This window comes from Achromobacter kerstersii (assembly GCF_902859595.1).
Lineage (GTDB): Bacteria > Pseudomonadota > Gammaproteobacteria > Burkholderiales > Burkholderiaceae_B > Achromobacter > Achromobacter kerstersii.
The window spans coordinates 314,312-328,845 of the sequence record NZ_CADIJQ010000003.1 but is presented as its reverse complement, the minus strand read 5'-3'; the positions used below and the strand labels follow the sequence as shown (position 1 = coordinate 328,845).

The following is a 14,534-nucleotide window of genomic DNA, read 5'->3' as shown; positions in this document are numbered from 1 at the left end:
GTGCGGGCGCAAGCCCGCCTATCAGGCGTCTTAGACGGGGATGGGATTGGCGGCGATTTCAGTGTTGAAACCGTCAATCAGCGCATGTTCACCAATGCCGGGGTTGTCTCGCAGGGCACGAATCGCCTCAACAAACACTTCCGGTGCGTCGGTCGCCAGCCCCTTCATCGTTTCGGCGATAAAGGCGTCCAGCGGCATGGCGCGAGGGTCACCGCTCTTTTTGATCAGGTCGGTGTCGACCCACGGAGGCGCGATTTCCTGGACGGACACGCTAGTGCCTTTGAGCATGAAGCGCTGCGACAAGGCATACGAGTGCAGCGCCGCCTTCGAGGCGGAATAGACGGCATTGGTGGCGATAGGCACGTAGGCCAGAACCGAGGTGTTGTGAATGATCGTCGCGCGCGGCTGCGCCTTCAGGTGTTCGATCAGCGCAGAGGTCAGCCGGATCGGGCCAAGCAGGTTCGTGTCGAGAATCTGGCGCGACACGGCATCATCGATCCGGCCCGAAGGATCGTCGAACGGCATGATCCCCGCATTGTTGATCAGTACATTCAGCGTCGGGTAGTCGCGGATCAGTTGCGCGGCAACGCGGTCGATGTCGGCCGAATCCGAGATGTCCAGGGCGACGCCCTCGATCCCCGGACGGGCCGCCGCCACTTCATCCAGCAGCGCCTGACGGCGCCCGGCGATGATGACCTTGTTACCCAGGGAATGAAACTGTTCGGCAAGCGCGCGGCCAATGCCCGAGGTGCCGCCCGTGATAAAGATTGTGTTGCCCGTCATCTGCATGATTTGTCCTTGTGTTGCGCCTGGATGGCGCCTTCGATGGACGTACTATGCGCGGGTCGGGTGAAGTCTCAAATGCCATAGATCCGGCAAAAACGGACACGGGTTATAAGCAGGCCACCCAAGGTCAGTCAGGCGGCGTCGCGGTCTTGCATCGACACCAGGCTCCGCTTCACGCTGGCCGGGGGCTGGCCAAGGTTGCGCAGGAAGGCGCGCCGCATTCGGTCACGGTCAGCAAAACCCGTGTCACGCGCCACGATTTCCAAAGGGTGACGACCGTCTTCCAACATGACGCGCGCAGCCTCCAAGCGCAGCATTTCCACGGCCTTGGCCGGAGACCGCCCGGTTTCTTCGCGAAATACCCGGCTGAACTGACGCGGTGACAGGCTGGCAGCCTCGGCAAGCTCTTCGACAGACAAGGGATTGCGCAGGTTTTCACGGGCGTAGGCCAGCGCGCGCTTTACCCGGTCAGAGCGAGGCTCCAGCGCAAGCATCGCCGAAAATTGCGATTGCCCGCCGTGGCGACGATGGTAGACGACAAGCCTACGAGCCAGTGCCCGGGAAAGCGCAGCCCCATGGTCGTCCTCGATCAGCGCAAGCGTCAGGTCGATGGCCGATGACATTCCCGCCGACGTCCAGATGTTGCCGTCACGGATGAAAATTCGGTCCTCTTCGACCCTGACCTTCGGAAAGCGCGCCCGAAGCGCTGGCGCATGCGCCCAGTGCGTGGTGGCGGTACGGCCGTCAAGCAGACCGGCGTGCGCTAGTACAAAAGCGCCTGTGCATACCCCAGCCACCCGGCGGGCTTGTTCCCCCGCACGGGCGAGATACGCACGCAGCCCGGGCGAAATATCCTGGGGCGCCAATTGGCCGGCAACCATCAGGGTATCGGGTATGACACCTAGCGGCGTCGTTTCGATACCTGCGTTCATGGACGACCTGACCGTGCCGCCTTTTTCAGAGAGCACCGTCAGCCGATAGCCCTTATCGCCCAGCTCAGTATTGGCGAGCTCAAAGGCAGAGAGCGCCGCCAAACCCATCAGCTGGAAGCCATCTTCCAGGATCAAACCAACGTGCCGCATCATGCTTCCTTTTCAGGCAATGAAAGATCAGCTTAATCCGGCACGGGGAACGGCATCCACGTTGTTGAAAAATATCGGCCCACTTTGTTGCGCCATTTGGACGTCGAAAGCCATCCTTCGTTATTCCTGTTTCCGGCAATCGCGCAGCAGCGCATAAAGCCCCGCCGCACCAAAAGCCGCCATACCCAGGCCCACGCTGACGAACAGCCCGGTCTGCGTGGTGGCGATCAGCCCCCCACCCAACGCCACCACCGTGCGCGCCAAGGCCCCCGCCAACGGTACCGCCATCTTTCCGGTGCCTTGCGCGGCGCAGTACTGCGTGAATCCAAGCCCGAAGAAGCCAAAAAAGGGGCCAACATGGCGCAGGTAAACGCTTCCCGTCGCCACACTTTCGGGGTCCGTCAAAAACGCGCCCAGCCATAACTCGGGCCATATCGCAACCACCAACCCAATAGTCTCGGCAACGCCGAACCCCAGACAGGCTGCGATCAACGCGGCGCGGCGTGCGCGATCGATCCTGCCTGCCGCCGCGTTGGTGCCAATCAGGATCGCGGCAGGCCCGCCGATGCCGAAACTGAGCGGCACCAACAAGAATTCCAATCGCGCAGCCGCGCCGTATCCGGCCACGGCCGCCAGACCGTACGCCCCAACGTAGCCGGTAACGATGGCGATGGTGAGATTGGTACTTGTCGCGATAAGGGCCGACACGCCGCCGACCTTGAGAATTTCGGCAAATAGCCGACGTTGCAGCCGCACCGGTCTCGCGGCCGGCTGCAGCACCCCTTGGCCACGCCAAAGATATATTGCGAAAACCAGGCTACCAACGGCGTAATACAAAACCATTGCCAACGCGCCGCCTGTCACGCCCAGCCCCTGAAAGCCTGCCGCGCCAAAGATCAGCAGCCACGATACCGGTATCAGGATGACGCCGCCGCCGCACACCACCCGCATCGGCAAGCGCACATTGCCACTGCCCCGAATGACCGCCAGCAGTGCATTGAACAGCCATATCAGCGGTGCGCCGCCAAAGACGACGGCGGCATAGTGGTCGGCGTGCGCAAGCGCTTCGCCGCTAGCTCCCATGGCACTGAACGCCGCGGAGCCAAAAGCCAAGACGAGCCCTGCCGTGACAAGCCCAAACGCCACCGCAATGGCGACAGCATGCCAAACCAGCGCGTTGGCTTGCACGCGGTCGTTGCGCCCCAGCGCCCGCGCAACTGCGCCAAGCATTCCCCCACCGACCGCGCCGGTCGCAAGCGCCGTCGTCAATGCCAGCAGTGGAAACACAACCGACACGCCAGCGAGCACGTCTTCACCGAGCTGGGAGAGAAACCACACCTCCATCAGTCCGACAAAGGTTTGGCTGAGCATCACCAGCAGTGTCGGGCCGGCAAGCGACAACATCACAGGCAAAATCGGGGCGGTCAGCAGGCGCTCGGTCTGGACGTCACGGCTGCGGGAATCGGTCTGCGCGGTCATGACGGCACTCGAAGACGGTTCTGGGCGAGCGCAGAATAGGCCAATGTCGTGTTGGCGGGAATGTCGAATACACGGCAATTCGCGCCATGCTGATAGTCAGATGCGAAACAATGGGGTCAGGCTGGACTCACCCGGATTTCCCCGGTTGCTCAAACCAGCCCACATCTGACTCATGCGCCCACGCGCTGAAGCGTCTTCAGTTTCAAGCCATGTGCAGTAGCAGCTTGCCCACGGTGAAACGGCTTGCCATCTCTACGGGGGCCCTTGCGGCTTCGGCAAGTGGATACTCGCCTCCGATAAGCACTCTGAGCTTGCCTTCGGCTATCCAATCGAACTTCCGCTACGACGTTAATCGGCCAGAATCGGACGTTGGTCGCATGCTGTCCATTAGACTTCCTTGGCCGAACATAGGGCGAAGGCGATGCGTGATGCGTGATGCGTTGCTATCCACCGCCGTTCCGGCCAACGCTGTCTGCGTGGGCCCTTACGTGGAAGTTCAACGCGCATTTCGGCTAGAGCCTGGGGGAAGACCGGTAACACGCTTGAACGCACGGCTGAATGCTGCCTGCGACGTGTAGCCCAAGCGTTCCGCTACCGTGTCGATCGGCAACCTGTCGTGCGTCAGCCATTGCCTGGCAAGACGCATCTTCAACTCGTTGGCGTAGCGCAAAGGTGGCGTTCCCACCGTGGCATGAAATCGCTCGGCGAAAACAGAGCGAGAAATATGGCACTCGCTCGCCAACTCAGCCAATTTCCAATCTCGGGCTGGTTGGCGGTGCAAGGCGAGAATGGCGCGAGCAAGCCTTGGATCACGCAGCGCTGCGGCCAGGCCGGAGGCATTGTCGCAACCGCACTCGATCCATCCCCGGACAATCATCGCGGCGACCACTTCGGCTAATCGGGCCAGAATGTCCGCAAACCCCACGCGTCGGGAACAGATTTCGCCTTTCATCGCGGACAGAATTGGGACCATGCCAGGAAGGCGGTCGCTGTCGGCATTCACGCACATGACGTCCGGCATCAGTTGCCCCAGAGCCCGCATGCCGCCAAGGTCGAACTCCATGCAACCGTAAAAGAAGATTGCGCTGGGTACGATGCTGGTACTTGGGCAGGCATCCACATCGGTCACGGAATTGCCGATCAAGGCGGCTTCAAGCGTCTCGATATCTTGCAAGTCGGCGTCCTCGGCGGAAAGCCATTGATGAGCCTGCCCATGAGGCAGAAACACCGCATTGCCGGCGCTCAACTTGTGCAAGCCGCCCGCCTCGGTACGTAGTACGGCCGAGCCCACAGCCAAGTAGTAGAAAAAACCGTGGCCAGCCTTCGCGTCAAAGCTCAGTCCAAAACTGGGCCCGGTCTGCACACGCCGGTACTGCACCCCGCGCAGACGCATTCCGGTAAGCAACTCACTGATCAAGTGCGGAGGAAGAGCGTAATCGTGAGACAACGACATCGGATTTTCTATCAAAAATTCAGTACGGAACATCATAGATCATCCCGATCCCAAGTCCTAGACTGCACTCACTGATTTTCTTGGATGAGTGCAATGCGTAGTTTTGTTGATCTTTCCAACCCCGAAGGTTCAGCCAGCCCGGTGGACATTGAGCCGGTGTCAGCCGCATGGACCGCAGTGTTCTCGCTGGCGATGGGTGTATTCGGCCTCTTGACGGCGGAGTACTTGCCGGCAAGCCTCCTGACGCCCATGGCGGAAGCTTTACGCGTATCAGAAGCCATGGCGGGTCAGGCAGTGACGGTCACTGCGGTGGTGGCGCTTTTCGCGGGCTTGCTCGTGCCCGGTCTTACCCGCAGCCTCGATCGGCGTACGGTTCTGCTGGGCTTTTCCACGTTAATGATTGTGTCCAACCTGCTGGTTGCGGCGTCGTCGAGCATGTGGGTGCTGCTCTTGATGCGCGTCCTGCTCGGGATCGCCTTAGGAGGGTTCTGGAGCATGGCGGCAGCTGTCGCCATGCGATTGGTACCGGCGGCGCTCCTGCCACGCGCGTTATCCATCATCTTTAGCGGCATTGCCGTGGGGACAGTGGTCGCCGTACCGTTGGGGAGCTATCTTGGCGGCCAGTTTGGATGGCGCAGCGCCTTTGTCGCCGCTGCGGCAGTGGGTGTATTGACGCTGGCGTTCCAATGGTTCACGTTGCCGCGCATGGCGCCGCGCCGGCCCGCCCGGCTCAGAACGATTTTGGACGTGCTCTTACGGCCCGGAATTGCCCTTGGAATGTTTGGCTGCATTTTGGCGCATACAGGCCATTTCGCTCTCTTTACCTATATCCGGCCGTTCCTGGAAAGCACTGCGGGCGTTGGAACGAACGGCCTGGCGCTGATGCTACTTGGCTTCGGCATTGCGAACTTCGCAGGCACCATGCTGGCAGGTTGGCTGATGCAGCGTAGCTTGTATGTCACCTTGGCTCTGATGCCGGCCCTCGTCGGTGGGAGCGCCTTGGCGATGGCGCTTTTCCCGGCGTCCATACCGGGTCAGGCAACGCTGATTGCAGCGTGGGGCCTCGCGTTCGGAGGCGTTCCCGTTGCATGGTCAAACTGGGTCGCGCGCGCCGTGCCGGATCAAGCCGAAAGTGCGGGCGGGATGGTCGTAGCGTCGGTGCAGTCCTCAATCGCCATAGGCGCCGCAGCAGGCGGTGCAATGTTCAGCCTGAGAGGCATTGAAGGCGTTTTCGTTGCAGGAGGGTGTCTCATGCTGTTTGCCGGCCTCTTCATCTGGATGCGCGTAAAAGTACCCTCGCCTTCGATCGGTGCAGCCGCGCCGCCCGCCATTCATCTGTGACCCGGTTGCCAGAAAAGGCCGCCTTCCTAGCCGTCGCCCCTGGTGAACTGGTGATGGCTCACCGCCACGAATGCGCTATTTGGTCACGATGAACATGCGGCGCATACTCCCGCAGCGGCACACTGCCTAAAACGGCATCGATACCTTCAGAGCTCCCGCATGGCTGCTGCCCTTGGAGGCGAACTCGCCGTCATACTGCAAGCGGAAGTCCAGACCGGCTGCGTTCAATACTTGGAAGCCGGCTCCCACGCGTCCGATCACGTTGTCAGTTGGCATGGAGGTTGTGAACGAACCCGCGCCCGCAGGCGCCCCGTCGAGACGCGCTTTGGTCTTCCAGCCGTCTTCCGACAGCAACGACACGCCGGCATAAGCAAACGGCCGCATCATTGCGCCTTTGGGCAGGTCGACTCGCCCACCCAGCTCCAGCGTCGGGGCCACGCCCAGCACGAACTGGTCGCTGCCATCGACCTTCAAGCGCAACGCGTCGCCCGACTCGGTGTAGCCCGGCATGCGGGAGTACGTGGCGTCCAGATCTACATAGGGCTTCAGATAGAAGCTGCCTTGCGCGAAGGTGCGCGCGGCGCGCAGCCGTGCGCCAAAGCTATACACATTCGGGCTGCTCTTGGCCGTATTGCCGTAGCGCGCAATGTTCAGGTTCCGGTCCATATCGTACGAGCCATACCCGCCGCCCAGTGCACCCGAAAACGTCCACTGATCCACTTGCCTTTTGAGCACGATACCGGCGTAACCCGCATCGCCCGATCCGCTGACACGACGGTCATCACCCGCCAGGCGGGAGTTCTGGTATGCCATGGAACCACCCAGAAATGTGTTGGGTGCAATCTCGCGCTGACCGCCAAACTGATACGTTGTGCTGTCGTAGCTAAAGCTTGATGTGCGGTCGACCCCATCCTGCTTCGTGCGGCGGCCGCTGACTTCACCCCAGAAGCAGTTCTGTTCTTTGGTAGACGAGTCCGCGGCATTGAACGTGGGGCAAGACATCATCGCGCCGGTGAACCGTGCCATCGCAAACTGCATCTGCGCAGCCGGCGCCAAGGCCACGCCGGGCGACAAGTCCGTCAGGCGCGCCTGGTATTCGCCCGCGCCGGTTCTGGATGCGGTGTCCAAGACGGCGTACAGCGTCGAGAGCGCACTGCTGCCACCCAGATCCCAACCTTGTTGCAGGTGCTTGCCCACTTCGGATTGATTCCCCGCCAGTCCCATGGAGTTGGCGTTGAAGTTGGCGCTAGCCACATGCACATACGTCTCTTGGCCGCTTTGCCGGGCGGAGTAATCGAACACGGGTGAATCCACGGCCGTGAGCGCGCCGGCCTGCGTGCCATTCACCGTCAATACCGACAGCTCACGCTTGGGCAGCAACGCGCGCGGCGCGATGAGCACGCCGCCATCAAACGTGGCCGGGCCGTTGATGAGCAGTTTGTCGGACACCAGCGCGTTGAAATCCGCACCCACTTGCAAGACGCCCGACGCGCTTTGCGAGAAGTCACCCGTCAACGTGGTTTGCGCGAACCGTGTGCGTTGATACCCCAGCAGCCTTCCTTCCTTGCCACCGAGTGCAACCAGGCCATTGTTGACGAGGTCGCCTTCAAATTCCACGCCGGCCATCACACTGCCGTTGTTGACCATCTTGCCCCCATTCAACGCCACGGAGCCTTGGATCGTTCCATTGTTGGTGACCCCAAGCGCGCTACCCGTTGCAAGAATGGCGTTCTCTTGTACCTGTGTCAGCTCACCGCCTTGACCGATGGTAAGCGTGCTGTCGACAACGCTGTCGATCCATACGCTTGCGCCGGGGCCGCCGCCGCCCACGACCAGGCCATCGATCGTCATCTTGACACCGCCACTGCCATTGGTGTTTTGCGCAAAGATAGCAACACTGTTCATGCCGTGCGATCCGATATAGCCGCTGGCGGGCACATTCACCGTGACGGTGGCATCGTTCATGACGCCCCTCATGGCGGAGCCCGCGTAGACGGAGTTGCCATCAGTGCCCAGTTGCAGGCCACCGCCAGCGCCTACGCTTTGCGCCAGGATGCCTACTGCGCCATCGCCGGTGACCGAGATGGTGCCTGGCACCGTCACGGTGACATCTCCGCCGCTTCCAGACCCCGGCGTCAATGTACCGACTTTGCTGCGGTCGATTGTCAATATCGCCCCGGTGTTCGGCAGGCCGATGATGCCGCCCCCGCCGCCCACCGATTGCGCGACGATACCGTGAGCACCGGTACCCGATGTGTTGATTCTGCTGGCCGCGCCCAAGGTCACGTTGACCGCGCCACCGTCAGAAACACTATCTGAAAACGGCTTGGAACCATAGATGCTGGTTTGAACGCTGGATGCAAGCTGGGCTTGGGAATTGGCAATGATGCCGCCACCGCCCCCAATGCTCTGCGCCAATATGCCGAAAGCGTTATTGCCATAGGTGTTGAAGGTAATGCTGCCTTGGTCCTGGAAGGCCACAGTGCCGCCGCCGCCAGAGTTATAGCTTGCCTGGCTGCCGCTAACCAACTGGGTGGCCGGCATGGCAAGCGGCCCCAGGCCAAGCGTTTGCCCGCTGCCCGAACCGGCATAACCCCCACTGCCGCCTACCGACTGCAGCACCGCGCCAAAGCCCCCTTCGCCTGTGGTCGTGATCGTATTGCTGTTCTTGGTGACCAAGGTGACATTGCCGCCGACTCCGCCAGCGACACCGCTGCCGCCGTTACCGCTGCCCACTGAAAACAGCCCGCCAGACTTGTCCGACCCGTCGGCTCCCCAGCCGCCACCGCCGCCGATGCTTTGCGCGAGCACGCCCGACGCCGCATAGCCCGCCGTCTTGATCGCGCCACCCGACAGGTTGGTCGTGACCTGACCGCCATCGGCGCCTAAACCGCCCGATCCGCCAAGGGTGACGTTGGAGTTGATGGTCACGTCCGGCAGGTGGGCGATGCCGGTTGCTGCGGCGATGCCGCCCTTGCCACCGCCACCCCCAACACTCTGGGCGACGATGCCGCTGGCCCAGTCGCCCGCCGTTTGAATGAAGCCGCCAGCGCCCAGGTTCACGGTCACAGCGCCCCCGGTATTGCCGGCGCCTCCCGTGCCGCCCAGGGCCACGCTGAACGAGCCCTTGAATACCCGCGCGCCGCTAGCGCTATCGGCAACGGCTGCGTTGGTGATGTTGGTCACCCCTGCGCGCACGAAAGTAGCTGCAATGACCGGGTTGTCGGCTGACGCATCTGAGCCGGCTGAACCACCCAGGCCGCCGCCCCCACCGATGGATTGCGCCAACACCCCCACCGCGTCGCCCCCGCTTGTGATGATGCTTCCATCAACGTCGACGATGACGGTACTGCCACTGCCTCCGCCACCGCCCTTCGTACCCACTGCGAGGTTCGCGGTCGGCGAAATATTGCTGGCGCTGATGCCGACGTTGATCGATCCGCCTTGCGAGGTGCCGCCGCCGCCGCCGATGCTTTGTGCAATGACACCGATCGCACCCGAGCCATAGGTTGTGATGGCGGCGGTGGGAAGGACTTGCACCTGCACCGCGCCGCCGTCACCGCCTGAGCCACCCGTCGAACCCAGTGACACATTGGCCGTCAGGCTATAGCCGCTGCCAAACGCCTGCGTATTTCCCGTGCCGAAGCCCGCATCGCCCCCGCCCCCGCCAATCGACTGGGCTTTGACGCCATTCGCGTAGTCGCCAAAGGTGGTGATACGGGATGTGGACGTGCCCGCCGCATCCGGCGTGAAGCTTGCTACGCCGCTTGAGACATTGATCAAGCCACCCAGCGCCATCGAGACCGCAGCGCCATTGCCGCCCACGCCGCCCGACCCGCCCACCGTGAACGTAGGCGTCACGGAAAGCGAGATCGCCTCGTCCGGCAGAGTCCCGTAGCCCGCGCTGGCAGCAAGCGCCGACGAATCGCCGCCTGCACCGCCGCCTCCGCCAATACTCTGAATCAGTACGCCGGTTCCGCCTTGCCCGCTGGTGGTGATTTGCGCCCCTTGAGACGCCGCAAAAGTGACATATTCACCGTCGCCACCGCTGCCGCCAGCGCCGCCCATGCTGACCGCCGACGCGAGCGCAAACTGAACACTGCCGCTTGGGACGACAGGAACCGACAACGCCAGCGCTTGCGCCGATGCCGAGCCGCCCAGCCCACCGCCGCCACCAATGCTTTGAACCACCGCGCCATAGGCGTCAACCGGCAGTGTGTTGTAGGCAATCGGGGCGCAAGATCCGCCGCACGCGCCAGCGCCAAATATCAATAGCGGATTTTGGCCGGTGGCGATGGTTCCCCCAATCATTTGCGATGAGACCGGGGCGCCATTCCCCCCTGATCCGCCTGTGCCGCCTAGTGCGACAGAAGCGGAAAATCCCATGCCGACCGAACTCGCAAATGCCTGCCCGCCCGTGCCGCCCCCGCCACCGACAGACTGCGCGATTAACCCGGCGGCTTTGGTTCCCGATGCGCTGATAGTGGTATTGGTCAGATTGGCCGACGTATTGCCGCCGGCTCCACCGTCGCCCGCCGTCCCGCCCAAGGCCACCGATACAAACAGCCCCGTGCTGCCGGCGTTGCCGGCATTCCCGCCGCCGCCGCCCACCGACTGCATGACGATGCCGTGCGCGCCGTCACCACTCGTGGCGATTTTGACGCTGCTGAGGTTGGCAGAGGCCACCCCGCCCGCGCCGCCCAGACCGCCTGTTCCCCCGATGCTGACGATGCCAGTCGAGCCGCCGCCGTCACCGCCGCCCCCGCCAATGGACTGCCCCAAAATGCCGATGCCGGCGGTGCCCGTGGTCGTAATGCTGCCCGATGAACCGTTCACCGAAACCAAGTTGCCATTGGCCGTAAACGGGTTGGTTGTCGAGTTGCCGCCAACCGACCAAATCAGCCCGCCCGCCTGACCGCCCGCACCGCCCCCGCCCGCAACCGATTGCGCCAGAATGCCTTGCGCATTACTGCCCGCGGTCGAGATCGTGCCAATGTTGGTGATGTTGACGGTACCCACTTCGCCGCTTGATCCGCCCGTTCCCGCGCCGCTATAGAAGACACCGTATCCATCGGCGCCCGCTCCGCCTGATCCGGAGAGCGATTGCGCAAGAATGCCGCGTGCGGTGTTGCCCGACGTCGTGATGACACCGTTATTGCTGACGGTGACCGCCCCGGTGTTGCCGCCCGCGCCCCCCGCCCCCCCGGTTCCGCCCAATTCGCCATCGCTGCCCCCGCCATTACCTCCGCCTCCACTGGCGCTCTGCGCCAATATGCCAATCGCGTCAACTCCTTGCGTCGTGATGCTGGAGGCGCCATCGATCGACACGCTGACGTTGCCGGACGATCCGCCCGCGCCCCCCGGCGCGCCATTGGCCACTGTTTGAGAGGCGGTGCCGCCTGTTCCCCCGCTGGCACCGATGCTTTGGGCCACCACGCCGGGGGAGTTGTCACCCAGCGTGGTAAGCACCGTCGACGCCAAGGTCACGTTCACGTCACCACTGCGGCCGCCCGCGCCTCCGATGCCGCCCGCCCCGCCGCCGATCGTGCCCGACAACGCGCCGCCATCCGCGCCCTTGCCGCCGCCCGTGAACGCATACACGCCCGCCGAGTCACTACCGGTTGTCTTGACGGTAATCGGCAGTTGGGACTGCCCGTTCAGCGCAATATTGATTTGCCCGGCATTGCCGCCAGCGCCGCCATTACCCGCATTGCTGGAACCCAGGCCCGCAATGTCACCGCCGTAAAAACCGCCAGCGGCTCCTGCCCCACCCTGCAGCAAGGCGACGACGCCAGGCGCCGTTGAGCCGTCAGTCGAGAAGGTGATGGCAGTCGTCAATGCAGAGACCAAGATGCTGCCATCGCCTGCGATGCCGCCGCGTCCGCCGTTCAAGTCGTGGAAGCTTCCCGTGCTGAAATTGCCGCCACCGTTACCGCCTGTCGTGGTGACCACAATCGCCGACACCTTGTCGCCGGATGTGGTCACGCTTGCATCGGTGTCCGTAAATTGCGCCGACGCGGATGACACGGGTTTGCCAGACTGAATCTGACCGGCATCGCCGCCGTTGCCGCCAATCACGTCATCGTGATTGGAGGGGGCATCCCCCCCTTTTCCGCCCTTGATGATGACTGCGGCTCCCGCCCCCGCGCCGGGCGGCGCGCCCGTTTGGGTCACCTTGACGTTTCCACCCGCATTCAACGTCATCGACGCGCTCATCAATTGCGCGGCGCCCTGCCCCGCGTTGCCGCCATTGCCGTCCAGGCTTGCGGTGCCGCCATCGCCCGATTGCGCCTGAGCCTGTATGCCGTATAGCGTGGAGCCGCTGTCACTGCCGCTATTCCAATTCCAATTCAGTGCGACCGCGCCGGAATTAATCACGGACACGGCGCCCCCACCGCCACCTTCCAGGCCGTTGCCCTCGCTATTGGACGCCCCAGAGCCCCCTTTGCTGACGGCCTGAATCCCTGCGTAACTACCGGTCCCCGTCAGCGTGACATTGATGCCGCCCGTGTTGACCAACGTGACACCCATAGACTGACCGCCTGCGCCCCCGCTGCCTTCCGACGTCTCGCCACCCACACCGCCTTCGGACAGTGCAGATAAGGCTGCGCCTTGGGTGACGCTCACGCTTGGCATCGTCATGGTGATCGCGCCGCTATTGGTCAGCGACAAAATCTGTGCCGGCGACCGGCCTGCCACGCCGCCATTGCCCCCATCATGTCCATCATTGCTGCTCACGCCGTTGCCGCCCAGCATCTGGGCAAACAGGCCATAGAAGTCCCCGCTGATGGCGGTCGAGCTACCTTGAAGCGTCAGATTGCCGCTGTTGGTAACGGTTAAACCTTGCGTATCGCCACCGGTCAGCGTGCCGCTGGTATTGCCGTTATCACCGAACGACAAGATCTTCAGCGCCGCCGTGGTGGACGCCTGCACCGAAACGGTAATGTCGGCCGTCGCGCCAACTGTCATCGTGGGCACCGGCGAATTATTTCCCGTGGGATGGACGAATATCTCTTGGGAATAGGTCCCAGACACCTGGCAATTGAGTGCAGTGCTACCTGAGCAGGGCAGCGTCGTCTGGCCCGACGCCGTGGCCGAGAGCAACGCGCCTGCAATAGCGGCGCTGAGTGCAGTCAGCACTGTGGGAAACTGGCGATCCGTCATGTCGATTCCGTCCTTGTGTAGCCGGCGTAAATCAATTGCAGGTCGCTCATACGTCGCGAATGCTCACACGGTGGTGTGACACGCGATGCCTATAGGTAAGCCGTGTTTCCAAACCGGGGGCCACTCTTCGAATAGATCTTATGGTCGACCTGGCAATAAATGCCTAGATGCTTCTTTGACTGCCCCGCCAAGCGCCACCCCACAGGCCACCGAAGATGGATGGCAAGCCGTGGATGCCTAGGGGACATTCAAAAGAAATAGGGGCCGATTGGACCAGCATCTGGCGAGACCCGCATCAGACTAAAGTCGTAGGCGCCATCAATAGAACAAATCCCACCCATGTGGAGATTCGGGGGGGTGCGGCACTGGGCAGCCAGCCAATCAACGGGATGCACGAACCCGTGACGCGCCAATGGCCGCGTAGGCGTTGGGGACAGCACCAGATTGGTCACGGTCACGCAAACGCCTTAGTGGCGGCGTTTCTCGCGAAGAAGTAGCGCGTCAAGTGACATGCCGCAGGATCATCCGCTACGAATCAGCGTTTTCTCGACGGAGTTTGAACGGCAGCAACGGGCCGGAAGACGTCGGCGGTTGCACAGTCCAACCCAGTTTCCTGAGCCGGAATATCGTCGTGGGTATACGCCTTGAGATCGGGCGGCATATGGGGCTGCGTAGGCTGTTGCATACGACGTTACGTCAGTAGCGCCGCCATGGCGCGGCCCGCAATCATGTCTTCGAACAGGGCCGCGAGATTCGGGGCGACGTCGCGCGTGTCCTCGAATTCCGGCTCGATGCCGTGCACGATGCGGCCCGAGTCGCGTTCTATCGCCAGGAATTCGTAATCGCCGGCAACGCTCATGTAGATCGGCGTGTGCTGTTGCCAGAAGTCCAGGACCGCCTGCCGGCCGGCGTCGTCCAGCGCGGCCTCCAGGCTGATATCGCGCAGGGTGTGCCAGGGAAAGGCGCTGTCCGCCGTGCAGTCATGGTCGGCTGCGCTCAGGAACCAGCGTGTCTGGTTTGCGTTGTGCAATTCGGTGAATGTCGCCAAGAAAGCGTCATAGCCGTACGCCTCGCCCGGCGCGCCCGCTGGCGTCGAGGTGGGCGTGGTCCGCAGCACCGTCCAGCCATGAGCGGCGAGATGATCCAGGAAGCGTTGTTGCGATGTCATGTCGGTTTCCTCGGATGAGCTATCTATGATATTTCAGTCTGAGCGAACCCGGGTTTTCCGG

Annotated in this window: 8 protein-coding genes; 1 reads left to right on the top strand and 7 read right to left on the bottom strand. The window is 62.7% G+C overall.

Features of this window, described 5'->3' with window-relative positions; translation table 11 throughout:
• Positions 1 to 30 precede the first annotated feature (30 nt).
• The 5 genes from HV765_RS12910 to HV765_RS12890 form a co-directional block, all read right to left on the bottom strand.
• The gene (locus tag HV765_RS12910; RefSeq protein WP_175169906.1) at positions 31 to 789 is read right to left on the bottom strand and encodes an SDR family oxidoreductase; all 759 of its coding nucleotides are present in this window, start codon (positions 787 to 789) and stop codon (positions 31 to 33) included.
• 128 nt (positions 790 to 917) lie between these two features.
• On the bottom strand, positions 918 to 1,868 hold the full coding sequence (locus HV765_RS12905) for a GlxA family transcriptional regulator (protein ID WP_006385423.1): 951 nt from the start codon (positions 1,866 to 1,868) through the stop codon (positions 918 to 920).
• A 120-nt stretch (positions 1,869 to 1,988) separates the two neighbouring features.
• Entirely contained in the window at positions 1,989 to 3,347 is a 1,359-nt protein-coding gene (locus HV765_RS12900) for an MATE family efflux transporter (protein ID WP_175169905.1), read from the bottom strand.
• A 202-nt stretch (positions 3,348 to 3,549) separates the two neighbouring features.
• Positions 3,550 to 3,672 (bottom strand): zinc-binding dehydrogenase, encoded by a 123-nt coding sequence (locus HV765_RS31865; RefSeq protein ID WP_080564215.1) that lies wholly within the window; start codon positions 3,670 to 3,672, stop codon positions 3,550 to 3,552.
• A 171-nt stretch (positions 3,673 to 3,843) separates the two neighbouring features.
• On the bottom strand, positions 3,844 to 4,836 hold the full coding sequence (locus HV765_RS12890; protein WP_338077798.1) for an AraC family transcriptional regulator: 993 nt from the start codon (positions 4,834 to 4,836) through the stop codon (positions 3,844 to 3,846).
• A gap of 57 nt (positions 4,837 to 4,893) precedes the next feature.
• On the opposite strand from HV765_RS12890, the gene HV765_RS12885 reads away from it, so the two are divergent.
• The gene (locus HV765_RS12885) at positions 4,894 to 6,141 is read left to right on the top strand and encodes an MFS transporter (RefSeq protein ID WP_175169904.1); all 1,248 of its coding nucleotides are present in this window, start codon (positions 4,894 to 4,896) and stop codon (positions 6,139 to 6,141) included.
• Positions 6,142 to 6,267: 126 nt separating this feature from the next.
• Here the strand turns inward: HV765_RS12885 and HV765_RS12880 are convergent, their stop codons facing one another.
• Together HV765_RS12880 and HV765_RS12875 are read right to left on the bottom strand one after the other, a co-directional pair.
• Positions 6,268 to 13,110, bottom strand: coding sequence for an autotransporter outer membrane beta-barrel domain-containing protein (locus tag HV765_RS12880; RefSeq protein WP_420840117.1), 6,843 nt, complete (start codon positions 13,108 to 13,110; stop codon positions 6,268 to 6,270).
• A gap of 886 nt (positions 13,111 to 13,996) precedes the next feature.
• Entirely contained in the window at positions 13,997 to 14,473 is a 477-nt protein-coding gene (locus tag HV765_RS12875; protein WP_175169902.1) for a hypothetical protein, read from the bottom strand.
• Positions 14,474 to 14,534: the final 61 nt, after the last annotated feature.

What these genes read in the sequence shown, in the direction of transcription:
- HV765_RS12885 (WP_175169904.1), top strand. Translation starts at nt 4,894, where the DNA reads ATGCGTAGTTTTGTTGATCTTTCCAACCCCGAAGGTTCAGCCAGCCCG.
- HV765_RS12900 (WP_175169905.1), bottom strand. Translation starts at nt 3,347, where the DNA reads ATGACCGCGCAGACCGATTCCCGCAGCCGTGACGTCCAGACCGAGCGC.
- HV765_RS12880 (WP_420840117.1), bottom strand. Translation starts at nt 13,110, where the DNA reads ATGACAGTTGGCGCGACGGCCGACATTACCGTTTCGGTGCAGGCGTCC.
- HV765_RS12890 (WP_338077798.1), bottom strand. Translation starts at nt 4,836, where the DNA reads ATGATGTTCCGTACTGAATTTTTGATAGAAAATCCGATGTCGTTGTCT.
- HV765_RS12910 (WP_175169906.1), bottom strand. Translation starts at nt 789, where the DNA reads ATGCAGATGACGGGCAACACAATCTTTATCACGGGCGGCACCTCGGGC.
- HV765_RS12905 (WP_006385423.1), bottom strand. Translation starts at nt 1,868, where the DNA reads ATGCGGCACGTTGGTTTGATCCTGGAAGATGGCTTCCAGCTGATGGGT.
- HV765_RS12875 (WP_175169902.1), bottom strand. Translation starts at nt 14,473, where the DNA reads ATGACATCGCAACAACGCTTCCTGGATCATCTCGCCGCTCATGGCTGG.